The following is a 14,728-nucleotide window of genomic DNA, read 5'->3' as shown; positions in this document are numbered from 1 at the left end:
GAAAGCCTTTACAGATATATCGACAAATATGTGACAAGTTTATTTTACTCCCCCATATTAGAAGCGTCAAGAAAACGCGTACAAAAATTGTAATTTTTGAAAAAGTCAAGTGCAGTTTAATATGTCAGAAAAATAAGATAATATTTTTCTAGTATAAAATACTTCTTCCGCTTCATTTATTTGTGAAGGGCTTTATTATATAATGAGGGTAGTAGAAAGAGGGGAAGTAAATTGACCGAAGCAAACAAGCTGCAAGAACAACAAGAAGAAATGGACACAACGTTACAAGTCCCTGTTTTTGGGTACGAACTGATACGCGACATGCTCCTTCCAGACCTTTTGGGAAAAGATCACACACAGATCATCTATTGGTCCGGCAAGCAGCTTGCAAGACGATTCACTATTGGCACCCAGGAAGAGATCTCGCAATTTTTCAAAGCAGCGGGATGGGGAGATCTTGAGATCATTGAACAGAAAAAATACGAGATCAAATACCTTCTTAGCGGTGACATGGTGAAGCGACGCCTTGAGTTGAATAAGGACGCAATCTTCCAGCTTGAAGCCGGCTTTCTTGCAGAACAAGTTCAACGCCAAAAAGGCAAAACTGCCGAGGCAATCGAAGAGCAGAAAAAACGCCAGGAGATCTACATCACCGTCCAATGGGACAAATAACCTATACTTTCTAGCGCATGCTGAGGCATGCGCTTATTTCTTTCTGTTTTGACTGGTGGGTACTGCTTTCGAATTCACCAGAGTTCATAGTTCGTGCCGAAAATGGGTGAGTTGATGCCGAACAGTACCGAGTTCGTGCCAAAGTCAGCCTAGTTCGTGCCGAAAAAGGCAAAGTTGATGCCGAACTCCTTTTAGAGGTACTTCCTTGGCGCTAAAGATTTTAATGTATCCGATAAAAGCTACATCCCCCAGTCAATTTCTTCCAAACGGGGCATTGCTGTCATGGCCCCATGTTTTGTTGTTGCAAGTGCCCCAAGATTGTTGGCGAAGGCGATGCATTGAAAGAGTGCTTCTGATGTAGATGGTATGCCATTAAAGTAAACATATCGAAGTAAACCTGCCATAAAGGCATCCCCGGCACCGGTTGTATCCACTGGTTCCACTTTCTTTACGGGTATGTGATAAGTTTTTTGATTTTGTATTGCATATGTACCTGATTCCCCAACAGTCACGAGGATCAAAGGAATATTCAATCTCACAAGCTTATCGATTCCATCCTCCATTTGCGAAGTTTCCGTTAGAAATAACAGTTCCTCGACCGTTAATTTAAGAATATCCACTTCAGTTAAAAAGGAGTGAATCGTATTTCTGCATTGTGCTTCGCTTTCCCATCGCAGCAGTCTGATGTTTACATCAAACGAAATGAGGGTTCCGGCTTTTTTCGCCATTGCCACTGCTTGTTGAGTGGTCGTAAGCGCTATAGAGTGGAACATTGTCCCTGAGCTTATATGAAAAATGGAAGCTTGCAGAAATGCTTCAGTAGCAAGATAATTTTTCTCCAATTGAACGTGAGGTGTTTCATCCATATACTTGTGGAAGATTCTTTCGTTATCGGACATAAGATGCACGTATACTCCAGTCACTTGTTTCTCTGGAATTACTTGAGCGTAATCAAGTCGCACGTTTTCCTTTAAAAGTTCATTGCGGACAAACTGACCGTTTTCATCTTCACCAGTTACCGTCATAAGATAGGATGGAACTTTAAGGCGACTCAAGCCTACTGCTACATTTAATGAAGCTCCACCAAGATAGGTATTGTATGATTTGTTTGTTATATCTTTGGCAATGAAATCGACAAAAGCATCCCCATAAGTTATAACATGGCTTTTATTACTCTTTTTCATCTATGATTACACCTCTAACCTCTCCAGGCATTTTCTTATAGATTATCACTAAAAGAGATGCCTGTCCCCCAGATTCATATTCATAAAAAAAGAGCACCCTCAAAGGACGCTCCTCCCACTTCACCTAGTTCAATACTCTCTCCACTGATTCTTCCCCAAGCTTGAACGCTACATGCAACGCCTCTACAGCCTTCACCATTACTCCTACATCCACCACTGTGGATACCTTGATTTCGGAAGTACTTACCATTTTGACATGAATGCCTTCCGTCGCCAGCACCTGGAACATTTCCGCAGCTACACCAGGGTTGGAAATCATACCGGACCCAACGATGGAAACCTTCGCTAAGTTGCTTTCTTTTTCAATATGAGTAAAGCCCAGATGCTCTTTATATTGCTCGAGCACTTGGATAGTCTCTTCCACATCCTTCGTTTTCACAGAGAAGGAGATATTAGTTGTATCTTTATCCATACTTGTCTGGATGATGATATCGACGTTCAGGCTATGTTTTGCCAATGTTGTAAAAATAGTGGATAGAGTATGTAGCTCATTCGGCAATCCACATACGGTAATACGGGTAATCTGATCTTCAAACGCAATTCCTCTTACTACTAAACTCTTTTCCATGGAAACTTCCTCCTCAATGATGGTGCCTTCTTCCTCTTCCATACTTGAACGCACAACAAGCTGCACTCCATAATTTTTCGCAAATTCAACCGCTCTTGGGTGTAATACACCCGCTCCTAAATTGGCAAGCTCCAGCATTTCGTCATAGGATACTGCCGCCAATTTTCTTGCTTCTTTCACAAAACGGGGATCCGTCGTAAACACTCCGGTTACATCTGTATAGATATCACATTTGTCCGCTTCCAGAGCAGCAGCCAATGCAACAGCCGTTGTATCGGAACCACCTCGGCCAAGTGTTGTGATTTCATTCGTCTCCGTAATCCCTTGGAAGCCTGCCACAATCACAATTTTCCCTGCAGCCAAATGGCTTTTCAAAAGGTCTGTTTCAATATGGGTGATTCTGGCATTCCCATGTACAGGCTCTGTCCGAATACCGGCCTGCCATCCAGTCAGGGATACCGCTTCATGGCCTCTGACCTGAAGCGCCATAGCTAAAAGTGAAATGGTGATCTGCTCCCCAGTTGTAAGAAGCATATCCATATCGCGTTTGCTCGGGTGTGGATTGATTGCATTTGCCAACGTTAACAGCTGATCTGTCGTTTTCCCCATGGCAGAAACCACCACCACTACCTTGTGGCCTTTTTCCACTTCAGAAATAACTCGTTTTGCAACATGCTGAATTCGCTCAACAGACCCGACCGAAGTTCCTCCAAATTTTTGTACAACAATCGTTGACATACCCACCATTCCCTTTTCTAGTTTATTTCATCATAATGTAAAAGATAGAAAGCCCAATGGATGCACCTCGCGAAGAAATGAGTCTTAAACCCGTGACTATTTCCTGTATGAAGGTATAAAAAAACAGCAATGAGCTTTGTCTCATTGCTGTGATTGGCAAAATATAAAAACCGTTCACGCGTGAGATAGCTCTCCAGGCAGCACAAAAACAGCCTGACAGTCCTACATTTCTTAAACGCAGAACCAGTAAAAAAAAGAAAAAGAGACTTTTTTTTACTTCGGCGATCCTCCCCTTTCCGTAATCTTCTCGGAAGCTCTTTCTTCTCCGATTACATACTTTTGAAGTTCGCACCTCTATCATCACTTCATTAGTTTGAAGTGGCACATTATGAAATTAATAGTGATTATATCAGACTCCTAGAATAGATACAATACCTATTCCTGTAATTTATTAAAAATTTCTTCAGCGATGGGGCGTGGGATTTTCGCCTGCTGAATCTCTTCCACTGTTGCTTCCTTCAGTTTTGCAACAGATCCAAACTGCTTGAGCAGCGCTTTTTTCCTTGTTGCCCCTACTCCCGGAATATCGTCCAAGACGGAGTGGAAGACATTTTTACTCCTTAGCTGGCGATGGAATGTAATCGCAAATCGATGAACCTCATCCTGGATTCTCTGCAGCAGGTAGAACTCCTGGCTCGTCCGCTCGAGCGGGACAATCATGGCGTCTTCTCCAGCCAGTAGATTGCTCGTTCGATGCCTCTCATCCTTTGCAAGACCGACAATCGGTATAAAGAGGTTCAGCTCGTTTTCGAGCACATCCCTAACAGCAGACATATGCCCTTTTGCGCCATCAATGATGATAAGGTCTGGAAGTGGCAGGGATTCCTTCAGTACTCTCGTGTACCTTCTTCTTACCACTTCACGCATGGATTCATAATCATCCGGTCCTTGTACGCTTTTCGTCTTGTATTTCCGGTACTCTCTTTTTTCAGGCTTGCCATCGATGAACACAACCATCGCAGAAACAGGATCTGTCCCTTGTATATTCGAGTTGTCGAATGCTTCAATTCTTAAGGGTGTTTCAATTCCAAGAACCTCACCAAGGTTTTCCACCGCTTTGATTGTTCTCTTTTCATCGCGTTCAATCAAGGAGAACTTCTCCACCAAGGCTACTTTGGCATTTTTCTTCGCCAAGTCAACCAATTGTTTCTTTTTGCCTCTTTGCGGCTGCATCACATTGGTCTGCAGAAGGGCCTGCGCCATCTCCAATTCGATTCCATTCGGCACCATCACCTCTTTTGGTACAAAGTGATTCTGTTTGGAATAGAATTGTCCGAGGTAGGTCAGGAAATCCTCCTCCGGTTCATTATAAATCGGGAAAAGTGATACATCCCGTTCTATCAGCTTGCCTTGTCGGATAAAGAACACCTGCACACACATCCAGCCCTTATCCACCGCATACCCAAACACATCACGGTCAACAAAGTCGTTCATTTCCATCTTCTGCTTTTCCATCGTGGCTTCGATATTCAGAATCTGATCGCGAAATTCCTTTGCTCGTTCAAACTCCAGATCCTCTGCGGCCTTCTGCATCTTTACGGTCAATTCTTCCTTGACCTCTTTATATCCGCCGTTAAGGAATCGCACAATCCCATCGACCATCTCTTTGTTCGTTTCCTGGGATATGTCCTCCACGCAAGGTGCAAGACATTGGCCCAAATGATAATAAAGGCAGACCCTGTCTGGCAGGGTCATGCATTTACGCAACGGATAGACGCGGTCTAGCAGCTTCTTGGTTTCATTGGCAGCCTGTACATTGGGATAGGGTCCGAAATACTTACCCTTATCCTTTGCCACCTTCCTTGTAATGAGAAGTCGAGGATGCTTCTCCGCCGTAATTTTTATAAAAGGATAGCGCTTATCATCCTTCAGCATCACATTGTATTTCGGATTATGCTTCTTTATAAGATTCAGTTCGAGTATCAATGCCTCAATATTTGAAGACGTGACAATATATTCAAAATCCACAATCTCATTCACCAGTCTCAGCGTTTTGCCGTCATGACTGCCTGTAAAATATGAGCGGACCCGGTTTTTCAGCACCTTTGCCTTTCCTACATAGATGATGGTACCCTGCCTATCCTTCATGAGGTAGCATCCTGGTTGGTCAGGCAATATCGCAAGCTTTTCTTTTATGTTCTGTTCCATTTACCCTTTCACCCCAACCAATGATTTGTCTCCTTTTATTATACATCTATCTGTTTTTTTGTTCCATTTTGAGTTTGGTGCGATCTTTACCCATTAGCTGAATGAATCTGGATCTGCTAATCTAACAAGGTTCTTGAAACACCGCTGTTGATTTCCGCACTAGGCTGCGCTTTCCGCGGGGCGATGCTGGAGCCTCCTCAGGCTTTGCCTTGCGGGGTCTCCAGCCTACCGCTAACTCCCGCAGGAGTCTTCGCCTATTGCTCCAATCAACAGCTAGATACATAAAATAATTTACAAACCTTTTCATACAAAAAAGCCCGGCACCCTTATCATTAACAAGGGACACCGGACTTTCAGAACGCTATCAGCTAGGCTTAAGCGTGTTTGTTCAATAGTTCAGCTAAAGCTTCTTTAGGTTGGTAACCAACTGCTTTATCTACCACTTCACCGTTTTTGATAACAAGTAAAGTCGGGATGCTCATTACGCCGAATTTGCCAGCAGTTTCTTGGTTTTCGTCTACGTCGACTTTTACGATTTTCACTTTGTCGCCCATGTCTTGGTCTAGTTCTTCAAGTACTGGAGCAATCATCTTACAAGGACCACACCAAGGTGCCCAGAAGTCTGCTAAAACTAAGCCTTCGCTTGTTTCTTGCGTAAAAGTTTGATCTGTTACATTTTGAATAGCCATTATAATTCCTCCTAAACGTTTATGTCACAATTAACGTATGTTAATTGGTTTCTCTCTGCCAGATGGATTATCTTTCAGAGTTTCAGTATAGCTAGAGTATAGCATTTCCGAAAAACGGACGCTAATTATTTGCTTCACTCTAGTTTTAACCTATTTTTCAAAATTAATTTGCGGTTTTCCAATAAAAAACGACCAAGCGAGTGTACCCCACTCGCTTGGTCTGTCCTCTGCCTTAGTTTGTTACCAATAGCTTTTTGAATTCTGCTGTCAATAAAGGTACAACTTCGAACAGGTCTCCAACAATTCCATAATCCGCAATCTTGAAGATATTAGCTTCCGGATCTTTGTTGATTGCTACGATAACTTTGGAGTTGGACATACCAGCCAAATGCTGGATCGCTCCTGAGATACCGCAAGCAATATAAAGGTCAGGAGTGATGACTTTACCTGTCTGCCCTATTTGCAGGGAGTAATCGCAATAGTCCGCATCACATGCTCCACGGGATGCTCCAACTGCTGCTCCAAGCACATCAGCCAGCTCTTTTAGCGGTTCAAATCCTTCTGTACTCTTAACTCCACGGCCGCCTGCCACTACTACTTTCGCTTCGGAAAGGTCGACACCGTCCGTTGCTTTGCGAACCACTTCTTTAATGATGGTACGAAGGTCTTTTACATCTACATCCAAAGAGGATACGTCACCAGTTCTGGCATCATCCCTTTCTAGCGTTGCGATGTTGTTTGGACGGATCGTTGCAAAGATAAGACCATCCGTTACGATTTTCTTTTCAAACGCTTTACCTGAGTAGATCGGACGAGTGAACACTAGGTTTCCACCCACTTCTTCTACTTCTGTTGCATCGGAAACAAGTCCAGAATTCAACTTGCTTGCTAGTTTTGGTGAAAGGTCTTTTCCTAATGCAGTGTGTCCGAAAATCAGTCCTTCCGGTTTTTCTGCGTCGATGACAGCCGTTAATGCTTGCGCATATCCATCCGATGTATACGTTTTCAAATTGGCGTGCTCTACAGTAATGACACGGTCTGCTCCGTATGCAATAAGCTCCTGTGCCAGGGAACCAACACTTTCTCCCACTAATACGGTAACAACTTCTCCACCCTCTGCCACTGTTTTACCTGCAGCAATCGCTTCAAATGAAACATTACGTAATGCCGATTCACGTACCTCTGCTAAAGTTAATACTTTTCTTGCCATGTTTGTCTCCTCCTGTCCATGTATCGATCTATCTGTATAGGTTAGATTACTTTCGCTTCATTTCTAAGTGCAGCCACAAGTTCTTTTACTTGTGCATCAAGCTCGCCCTGTAAGACTCTTCCCGCTTCTTTTTTAGGCGGCAGATAGATTTCCAATGTTTTTGTTTTTGCTTCCACATCATCTTCTTCAAGATCCAGATCATCAAGCTCCAGTTCCTCCAAAGGCTTTTTCTTTGCCTTCATGATACCAGGCAATGATGGATAGCGTGGCTCATTCAAACCTTGCTGAGCTGTTACCAATAATGGAAGAGATGTCTCGATTACTTCTGAATCCCCTTCCACGTCACGAGTGATGGTTACTTTTTGCCCTTCTATTTCAAGCTTTGTGATCGTTGTTACGTAAGGGATGTCAAGCAGTTCTGCAACACGCGGTGCAACTTGACCAGATCCGCCATCAATGGCTACGTTTCCACCAAGGATCAGATCTGCCTCCTTGTCTTTTAGGTATTCCGCCAAAATTTTCGCCGTTGTGAACTGGTCGCCATTTTCAATATCATCCTCTGTATTGATCAGCACTGCTTTATCTGCACCCATTGCTAACGCGGTACGAAGCTCTTTTTCCGCGTCTTCCGTTCCAACTGTAACCACGGTGATTTCACCACCATGAGCGTCTCTTACTCTAATCGCTTCTTCCACTGCATATTCATCATAAGGGTTGATGATAAATTCCGCTCCGTCTTCATTTATCCCACCATTTGACACCGTCAGTCTTTCTTCCGTATCAAACGTTCTTTTAAGTAGCACATAAATATTCATCACAGTACCTCCTGTTTAAACATTAGTTTTATTAGTAATATTCTGTTTTTTATAGATAAAAAAATTACTTCCCTTTGAATTCGGGAGCTCTTTTTTCTATAAACGCCTGGATGCCTTCTTTTCCATCTTCGGAAGTAAATACTTTTCCAAACAGCTCCGCTTCCCTTTGAACGCCGTTATAGAATTCCTGCGTTTTGGAGTAGCGGGCCAATTCAATGACAGATGCCACAGATATTGGTCCTTTTTGTGCGATTTTCTTCGCCATTTTAAAAGCCTCACCCATCAGAGCCTCTTCTTCATATGCATGATTTGCAAGGCCCCATTTGACAGCTTCTTCCCCGGTTAACGGGTCACTGGTAAATAGCATTTCAAAAGCTTTAGCAGATCCTACTAATCTAGGTAAACGCTGTGTCCCTGCAAAACCGGGAATCAGTCCCAGCTGAAGCTCAGGCAAGCCAAGCTTTGCTGTTTTCGTAACAAGACGGATATGGCAGCCCATTGCAAGCTCCAGCCCTCCGCCGAGTGCAGCGCCATGGATGGCAGCGATTATCGGTTTCGGGAAGGTTTCCATCTTTTCGAAAAGGTCTTGGCCGAATTTAGCCAGCTGTGCAAACTCTTCTCCTGTTTCAACAGTGGTGAATTCCTTGATATCCGCTCCCGCCGAGAAGAATCTGCCTTCCCCGTGAAGAAGCACTACACGAACTTCCTCCTGATTTTTCATATCATCTAGAACAATTGAAAGCTCTTTCAAAACTGCGGACGATAAAGCATTTGCCGGCGCTTTACTAATGGTAATTACGGCAACCCTATCCTCCACATTCACTTGTAGAAAATTCATGTCCATCCCTCCTTATGTATAAAACCGGAGCCACTTAAGGTGTGGCTCCAAACCCCTTGATTAACAGATCATGTACACGCGGTGCAATGGCTGTCAGGTCATACTTCTGATCATTCATCACCCAAGTGGTAATGGTTTCATCAATCGTCCCGAACACCATCTGCCTTGCGAGGCGCACATCGAGATCATCCCTGAACTCACCGGTTTCTTTCCCGACAGTCAGGACTTCATCTACTACCATTAGATACCCTTTTAGCACTTCGTTAATCTTCAAGCGGAGCTCTTTATTGGATTGTCTTAGTTCCAACTGGGTCACGATGGCCAGGTGATGGTCGGCTGCTAGCATGGAAAAATGTTTTTGTATCAATGTTAATAGTTTCTCTTTTGATGTCGATTTTCCTGCAATTTCTTGACGAATCTTTTCGACGAAGAGCCCCATTTTTTCCTGAAAGAGCGAAATAAGGATGTCTTCTTTATTTTTAAAATATAAATAGATGGTTCCGTCCGCTACTCCTGCCTGTTTCGCGATCTTGGAAACTTGTGCATGATGGTAGCCGTTCTCTGCCATAACAATGACTGCGGCATCTATTATTTGCTTGTATTTAGGTTTTTGTTGTTGTTTCAACCTGTTCTCTCCTTTTGCAAAATGAATGAATAATCATTCATAATTTTATAATACTTTACACGAAAAGAACTGTCAATTACTATCTTATCATATTATTCTGAGAATGGTAGAAAAAAGAAGGCCCCATTTGCTCCATTGAACACCGCTGTTGATCTCCGCACTAGGCGCAGCGACCCAAGGGGCGGTGCTGGAGCCTCCTCAGGCTTCGCCTTGCGGGGTCTCCAGCCTACCGCTACTTTCCCGCAGGAGTCTTCGCCTATTGCTCCAATCAACAGCTAGATTATTAAAAATCATCATTGGTCTATAAAATAGATAAAAAGAAAAAGACGATGCATTCATCATCTTTTTCTTTTTGGAATGTAGATACCGGCCATCTCATATTATTTTGCGATTTTCTGCTTCTCTTCTTCAATCAGCGCTCTTCTCAGGATTTTGCCGACCGCTGTTTTTGGCAGTTCGTCCCTGAATTCATATAGTCTTGGAACCTTGTAGGCCGCGAGATGCTTTCTTGCATAGGCATCCAGCTCTTCTTCGGTCAAGCTTGCGCCCTGCTTTTTTACAACATACGCTTTTACCGTCTCCCCTCTATATGGGTCGGGTATCCCTGCAACAATCACTTCCTGGACTTTCTCGTGCTCGTAAAGTACTTCCTCAATCTCGCGTGGATAAATATTGAAGCCGCCGGCAATGATCATATCCTTTTTACGGTCCACCACATAGAAGAAACCTCGTTCATCCATATAGCCCAAGTCACCGGTCAAAAGCCAGCCATCCTTCAGTACCGCTTCCGTTTCTTCCTTACGGTTCCAATATCCCTTCATTATTTGGGGACCTCTTACTACGATTTCCCCGATTTCGTTTACTGGAGCCTCTTCACCGGTTTCCATCGAAATGATTTTGGAATCAGTGTTGGGCCATGGTATACCTACGCTTCCCGATACTCTTTCATCCCATAAAAAGTTTGCATGGGTGACAGGGGATGCTTCTGAAAGGCCATAGCCTTCTACAAGCTTACCTCCCGTTACCCGCTCAAACTGTTCCTGAACCTCCACAGGGAGTGCGGCTGATCCGCTGATGCAGGAATCAATGGAAGACAGGTCGTATTTTTGGATATCAGGATGATTCAGAAGTGCAATATAGATGGTTGGTGCTCCCGGGAATAGGGTCGGCTTCTCTTTTTGGATCGTTTTCAATGTTGTCTCTGGATCGAATTTCGGCAAGAGCACCATTTCAAACGCCTGCATGATGGAAAGATTCATGACAGCCGTCATTCCATATACGTGAAAGAAAGGCAATATCCCGATTACCTTCTCCTGTGCCCTTTTACATTTATACATCCACTTCACACTCATCATCGTGTTGGACACCAGATTCATATGGGTCAGCATGACACCTTTCGGGAAACCTGTGGTCCCTCCGGTATATTGAAGCAAGGCAAGATCATTCTCCGGGTCAATATCCACATCAATCTCATTAACCTGGGATTCCTTCATCACTTCTGTAAACAAGTGGTTTTCTCCGCTATGCTCCACTTTCACGACGATGCCATATTGTTTTTTCTGGACAAAAGGGTAGAGCATATTTTTCGGGAACGGCAGATAATCCTTTATTCCCGTAACGATGATCTCCCTGAGCTTTGTCAGCGCTTTCACTTTAGATACTCTTGGGTAGAGGATATCGAGTGTAATGATGATCTCTGAACCTGAATCATTTATCTGGTACTCCAGTTCCCTTTCCATGTATAGCGGGTTGGTCTGCACCACAATACCACCTGCAAAAAGAACGCCATAATAGCTGATCACGGCTTGGGGACAGTTTGGCAGCATGATGGAGACGCGATCACCCTTTTTCACACCAAGATCTTTCAGGTAGTTTGCAAGTTTCAAAGATTGATCATACACCTCTTGGAAAGTAAGCTTTTTCCCAAGAAAATGTATGGCGGTTTTGGAAGGATGTTCAATGGCAGCTTCCTTTAGATAGGATTGAAGTGTTCTTTCTTCGAAGTTGATTTCATGAGGTATTTCACTTGGATAAAGCGAGAGCCATGGCTTATTCACTACTTGTTCCAATTCATTCCCTCCTTTTTCGGCCTGTACTATTACAATAGGCCCATGTCTTTTTGTTATAGTATATCAGTAATCCCATCAAAATTATAACATATTTTTAATATTTTGATAAATTGCAGCACATCCGTACAAAAAAAGAGTTTGACCAAAATTGATTTAGTCAAACTCCTGTTGTCTTATGCTAAAAAGAATAGATATACGATACCGATCAATACAAACAATCCGCATAGTCCAATTAATACTTTTGCTAAAGTTTCCATTCCATAACTCCTTACCCGATGCTTGCCCCAATGATAAATGACAGTCCAACAGAAATGGCAAAGGAAATAAGTCCAACTGCCCGATTATCCTTACTTATTTCATCGTCAATATTAAAGCTTGGTGTCAGAAATTCAAAGATGAAATAGGCAAAAAGCAAAAGGACGAAGCCAAGCGCTCCCCACCCGATCATCGTAAAAAGCGTGTCATGGTCTAAAATGGAGTAGCGAAAGATATTGGCTATCCCCAAGATCTTTCCTCCTGTTGCCAATGCTACCGCCATATTGCCTTTTTTGATTTCTTCCATATTATGATATTTCGTCACTAGCTCAAAGATCGCCAGAAATAAAATCATGCAAAGAACCACGACACTGAAATTAGCTGCCGTTCTTACTAATTCATTCTCCCAGAAACTAGACATAGTTTGCTCCCCCTGTTATTTCAGTTCGACCACTGTCACTCCAGTTCCGCCTTCTGAAGCTTCTCCAAAGCGATAGTTTTTCACAGAGCGATGATTTTTCAAATAATTTTGTACCCCGATGCGCAGCGCCCCGGTTCCTTTACCATGAATGATGGATACACGATGATAACCTGCAAGTGTTGCATCATCAATGTATTTCTCCACCCGCATCAATGCATCCTCAAAGCGTTCCCCACGCAGGTCCAGCTCAATATTCACATGATAATCCTTGCCTTTTATCGTTGCTAATGGCCTTGTCTCGACAGGCTTAGGTCTGCTTATATACTGGAGGTCCTTTGTTTTCACTTTCATTTTCAGGATCCCGATCTGGACCTGCCATTCCTTATCATTCGTCTTTTTCACCAGATGCCCTTTCTGGTTCAGGCTCAAAACTTTCACCTCGTCACCTGGCTCCAGGGTCTGATTGGTCGCTTCCTGCTTTTTCGTAGCGGCTGACTTCTTGACGGTTGGCACGGCTTCTTCCAAGCGTTTTTTAGCATCAATCAATTCATGCTCTTTGACAGTGGCATGCTGCTCGATTCTCATTTTCCGAAGTTCCCTGATGACCTTTTCCGCTTCTTCTTTCGCCTCTTCTACCATTTTTTCCGCTTTTAGTGCCGCTTTTTCCATAAGCTTATCGCGCTCTTCATTCAGATCCTGCATCTGTTCCTGTAAATCCTCATGCAGTTTTTGAGAGGTCTTTCTGATCTGCTCGGCTTCTTTCCACTCTTCTTCCGCCCTCTTTTGGGAAGCTTCCAAGGAGGCAATCATGTTCTCCACTTTGTTGCTGTCTTCGCTCACAAAGCCTTTGGCGCGTTCAATGACATCCATGGATAATCCAAGGCGCTTTGAGATCTCGAATGCATTGCTTCGGCCAGGAACCCCGATCAATAGACGATATGTCGGGCTTAGTGTATTGACGTCAAATTCCACACTCGCATTTACCACGCCATCCCTGTTATATCCGTATGCCTTCAATTCCGGGTAATGGGTCGTCGCAATAACACAGGCACCTCGGCTGTATACTTCATCCAGAATGGAGATGGCAAGGGCCGCTCCTTCTTGAGGGTCTGTACCAGCTCCCAGCTCATCGAAGAGCACAAGGCTGTTATGGTCTACCTTTTTCAAGATATCCACGATATTCACCATATGGGAGGAGAAGGTACTCAAGCTCTGTTCAATCGACTGTTCATCCCCAATATCTGCATACACGGCAGAGAACACGCCGACTTCTGAGCCGTCCTGGGCAGGAATATGCAATCCGGCCTGTGCCATTATCGTCAAAAGTCCCAATGTCTTCAATGTAACGGTTTTTCCACCCGTATTCGGACCGGTGATAACAATGGATGTATAGTCTTTCCCTAATTCGATCGTGTTCGGTACCACTTCATCCGGAGAAATCAACGGATGACGGGCCTGGATAAGTCTTACATACTTCTCATCATTGATTGCCGGCTTGGTTCCTTTTACATGCTTTCCGTATTTCGCTTTGGCAAACATAAAGTCAATGGCAGCCAGTATCATCACATTTGCCAACAACTCTCTTGCGACTTCTGCCACCTCTGTGGACAGTTCAGCGAGTATGCGGTCGATTTCAAGCTTCTCTTTTACTTTCGCTTCTTGCAGCACATTGTTCAGGTCGACCACCTGCTGCGGCTCGATAAATAATGTCGCACCGGATGATGACTGGTCATGCACAATCCCTCCGTAAGCACCTCTATATTCCTGTTTAACAGGGATGACATAGCGCTCGTTCCTGATCGTGATGATTGCATCGGAAAGCATTTTTTGTGCATTAGAGGATCGGATCATGCTTTCGAGCTTTTCACGAACCCTCGATTCCGTCGATCGCAGCTGTTGACGAATCCCCCGCAGCTTGTCACTTGCTCCATCCAATACTTCCCCGTACTCATCAATGCAGTTTTTTATATTTCTTTCGAGCTCAGGATAAATGTTCAACTGCTCCATGTAATTTTTCATGATTGGAACATCAATTTCATCATCGAGCAGGGCTTCTACAAAACGATCTAGCTTTCTTGCCGCGTAGATTGTACCAGCCACATCCAAAAGCTCGTGCGTATTTAACGTACCGCCGATTTCAGCTCGCTTCACATGTGCACGGATATCAGTGATACCCCCAAGCGGAACCTCCCCTTTTAACCTGAGTATCATGGCCGCTTCGTCGGTCTCTGCCTGTCTTTCCACAACTTCCGCATATTCGGTGGATGGCAGTAGCTGTGCCACCTTTTCTTTTCCTAATGAGGAAGCTGTAAAGGAAGCCAATTTATCTTTTACTTTATTAAATTCCAAAACCTTTAATACTCTCTGTTGCACGTG

At 43.8% G+C, this 14,728-nt stretch carries 12 protein-coding genes and 1 riboswitch; of the genes, 1 reads left to right on the top strand and 11 read right to left on the bottom strand.

Annotated features, from left to right (window positions below; all coding sequences use genetic code 11):
• The first annotated feature begins 231 nt into the window (after positions 1 to 231).
• Positions 232 to 672: a YslB family protein gene (locus tag ABN702_RS03325; RefSeq protein ID WP_417899386.1), complete on the top strand. Its 441-nt coding sequence runs from the start codon at positions 232 to 234 to the stop codon at positions 670 to 672.
• 239 nt (positions 673 to 911) lie between these two features.
• Here ABN702_RS03325 and ABN702_RS03320 read toward each other — a convergent pair whose 3' ends face one another.
• The 11 genes from ABN702_RS03320 to ABN702_RS03270 all read right to left on the bottom strand — a co-directional run bounded on the left by ABN702_RS03320 (position 912) and on the right by ABN702_RS03270 (position 14,725).
• A complete protein-coding gene (locus ABN702_RS03320; RefSeq protein WP_417899385.1) occupies positions 912 to 1,856 on the bottom strand; it encodes a carbohydrate kinase family protein in 945 nt (314 codons plus the stop codon).
• Between the two features lie 124 nt (positions 1,857 to 1,980).
• A complete protein-coding gene (locus ABN702_RS03315) occupies positions 1,981 to 3,222 on the bottom strand; it encodes an aspartate kinase (protein ID WP_417899384.1) in 1,242 nt (413 codons plus the stop codon).
• A gap of 178 nt (positions 3,223 to 3,400) precedes the next feature.
• Positions 3,401 to 3,587: riboswitch (Lysine riboswitch) on the bottom strand.
• 70 nt (positions 3,588 to 3,657) lie between these two features.
• Positions 3,658 to 5,430, bottom strand: a complete 1,773-nt coding sequence (uvrC, locus tag ABN702_RS03310) for an excinuclease ABC subunit UvrC (protein ID WP_417899383.1) — start codon at positions 5,428 to 5,430, stop codon at positions 3,658 to 3,660.
• Between the two features lie 374 nt (positions 5,431 to 5,804).
• On the bottom strand, positions 5,805 to 6,119 hold the full coding sequence (trxA, locus tag ABN702_RS03305; RefSeq protein ID WP_204416222.1) for a thioredoxin: 315 nt from the start codon (positions 6,117 to 6,119) through the stop codon (positions 5,805 to 5,807).
• A gap of 232 nt (positions 6,120 to 6,351) precedes the next feature.
• Entirely contained in the window at positions 6,352 to 7,329 is a 978-nt protein-coding gene (locus ABN702_RS03300) for an electron transfer flavoprotein subunit alpha/FixB family protein (RefSeq protein ID WP_417899382.1), read from the bottom strand.
• A gap of 41 nt (positions 7,330 to 7,370) precedes the next feature.
• A complete protein-coding gene (locus ABN702_RS03295; RefSeq protein ID WP_417899381.1) occupies positions 7,371 to 8,144 on the bottom strand; it encodes an electron transfer flavoprotein subunit beta/FixA family protein in 774 nt (257 codons plus the stop codon).
• A gap of 64 nt (positions 8,145 to 8,208) precedes the next feature.
• On the bottom strand, positions 8,209 to 8,982 hold the full coding sequence (locus ABN702_RS03290; RefSeq protein WP_417899380.1) for an enoyl-CoA hydratase: 774 nt from the start codon (positions 8,980 to 8,982) through the stop codon (positions 8,209 to 8,211).
• 34 nt (positions 8,983 to 9,016) lie between these two features.
• Complete coding sequence (locus tag ABN702_RS03285) at positions 9,017 to 9,607, bottom strand: TetR/AcrR family transcriptional regulator (RefSeq protein WP_224838323.1); 591 nt, start codon at positions 9,605 to 9,607, stop codon at positions 9,017 to 9,019.
• 380 nt (positions 9,608 to 9,987) lie between these two features.
• Entirely contained in the window at positions 9,988 to 11,664 is a 1,677-nt protein-coding gene (locus ABN702_RS03280) for a long-chain-fatty-acid--CoA ligase (RefSeq protein ID WP_417900808.1), read from the bottom strand.
• 280 nt (positions 11,665 to 11,944) lie between these two features.
• A complete protein-coding gene (locus ABN702_RS03275; protein ID WP_386640744.1) occupies positions 11,945 to 12,352 on the bottom strand; it encodes a DUF350 domain-containing protein in 408 nt (135 codons plus the stop codon).
• A 15-nt stretch (positions 12,353 to 12,367) separates the two neighbouring features.
• On the bottom strand, positions 12,368 to 14,725 hold the full coding sequence (locus ABN702_RS03270) for an endonuclease MutS2 (RefSeq protein WP_417899379.1): 2,358 nt from the start codon (positions 14,723 to 14,725) through the stop codon (positions 12,368 to 12,370).
• Positions 14,726 to 14,728 lie beyond the last annotated feature (3 nt).

The organism is Bacillus haimaensis (assembly GCF_048270625.1).
GTDB lineage: Bacteria > Bacillota > Bacilli > Bacillales > Bacillaceae_I > Sutcliffiella_A > Sutcliffiella_A haimaensis.
The sequence above is the reverse complement of the archived record's forward strand: the minus strand, read 5'-3'. Positions and strand labels throughout refer to the sequence as shown.

What these genes read in the sequence shown, in the direction of transcription:
- ABN702_RS03300 (WP_417899382.1), bottom strand. Translation starts at nt 7,329, where the DNA reads ATGGCAAGAAAAGTATTAACTTTAGCAGAGGTACGTGAATCGGCATTA.
- ABN702_RS03295 (WP_417899381.1), bottom strand. Translation starts at nt 8,144, where the DNA reads ATGAATATTTATGTGCTACTTAAAAGAACGTTTGATACGGAAGAAAGA.
- uvrC (WP_417899383.1), bottom strand. Translation starts at nt 5,430, where the DNA reads ATGGAACAGAACATAAAAGAAAAGCTTGCGATATTGCCTGACCAACCA.
- ABN702_RS03275 (WP_386640744.1), bottom strand. Translation starts at nt 12,352, where the DNA reads ATGTCTAGTTTCTGGGAGAATGAATTAGTAAGAACGGCAGCTAATTTC.
- ABN702_RS03290 (WP_417899380.1), bottom strand. Translation starts at nt 8,982, where the DNA reads ATGAATTTTCTACAAGTGAATGTGGAGGATAGGGTTGCCGTAATTACC.
- trxA (WP_204416222.1), bottom strand. Translation starts at nt 6,119, where the DNA reads ATGGCTATTCAAAATGTAACAGATCAAACTTTTACGCAAGAAACAAGC.
- ABN702_RS03320 (WP_417899385.1), bottom strand. Translation starts at nt 1,856, where the DNA reads ATGAAAAAGAGTAATAAAAGCCATGTTATAACTTATGGGGATGCTTTT.
- ABN702_RS03315 (WP_417899384.1), bottom strand. Translation starts at nt 3,222, where the DNA reads ATGTCAACGATTGTTGTACAAAAATTTGGAGGAACTTCGGTCGGGTCT.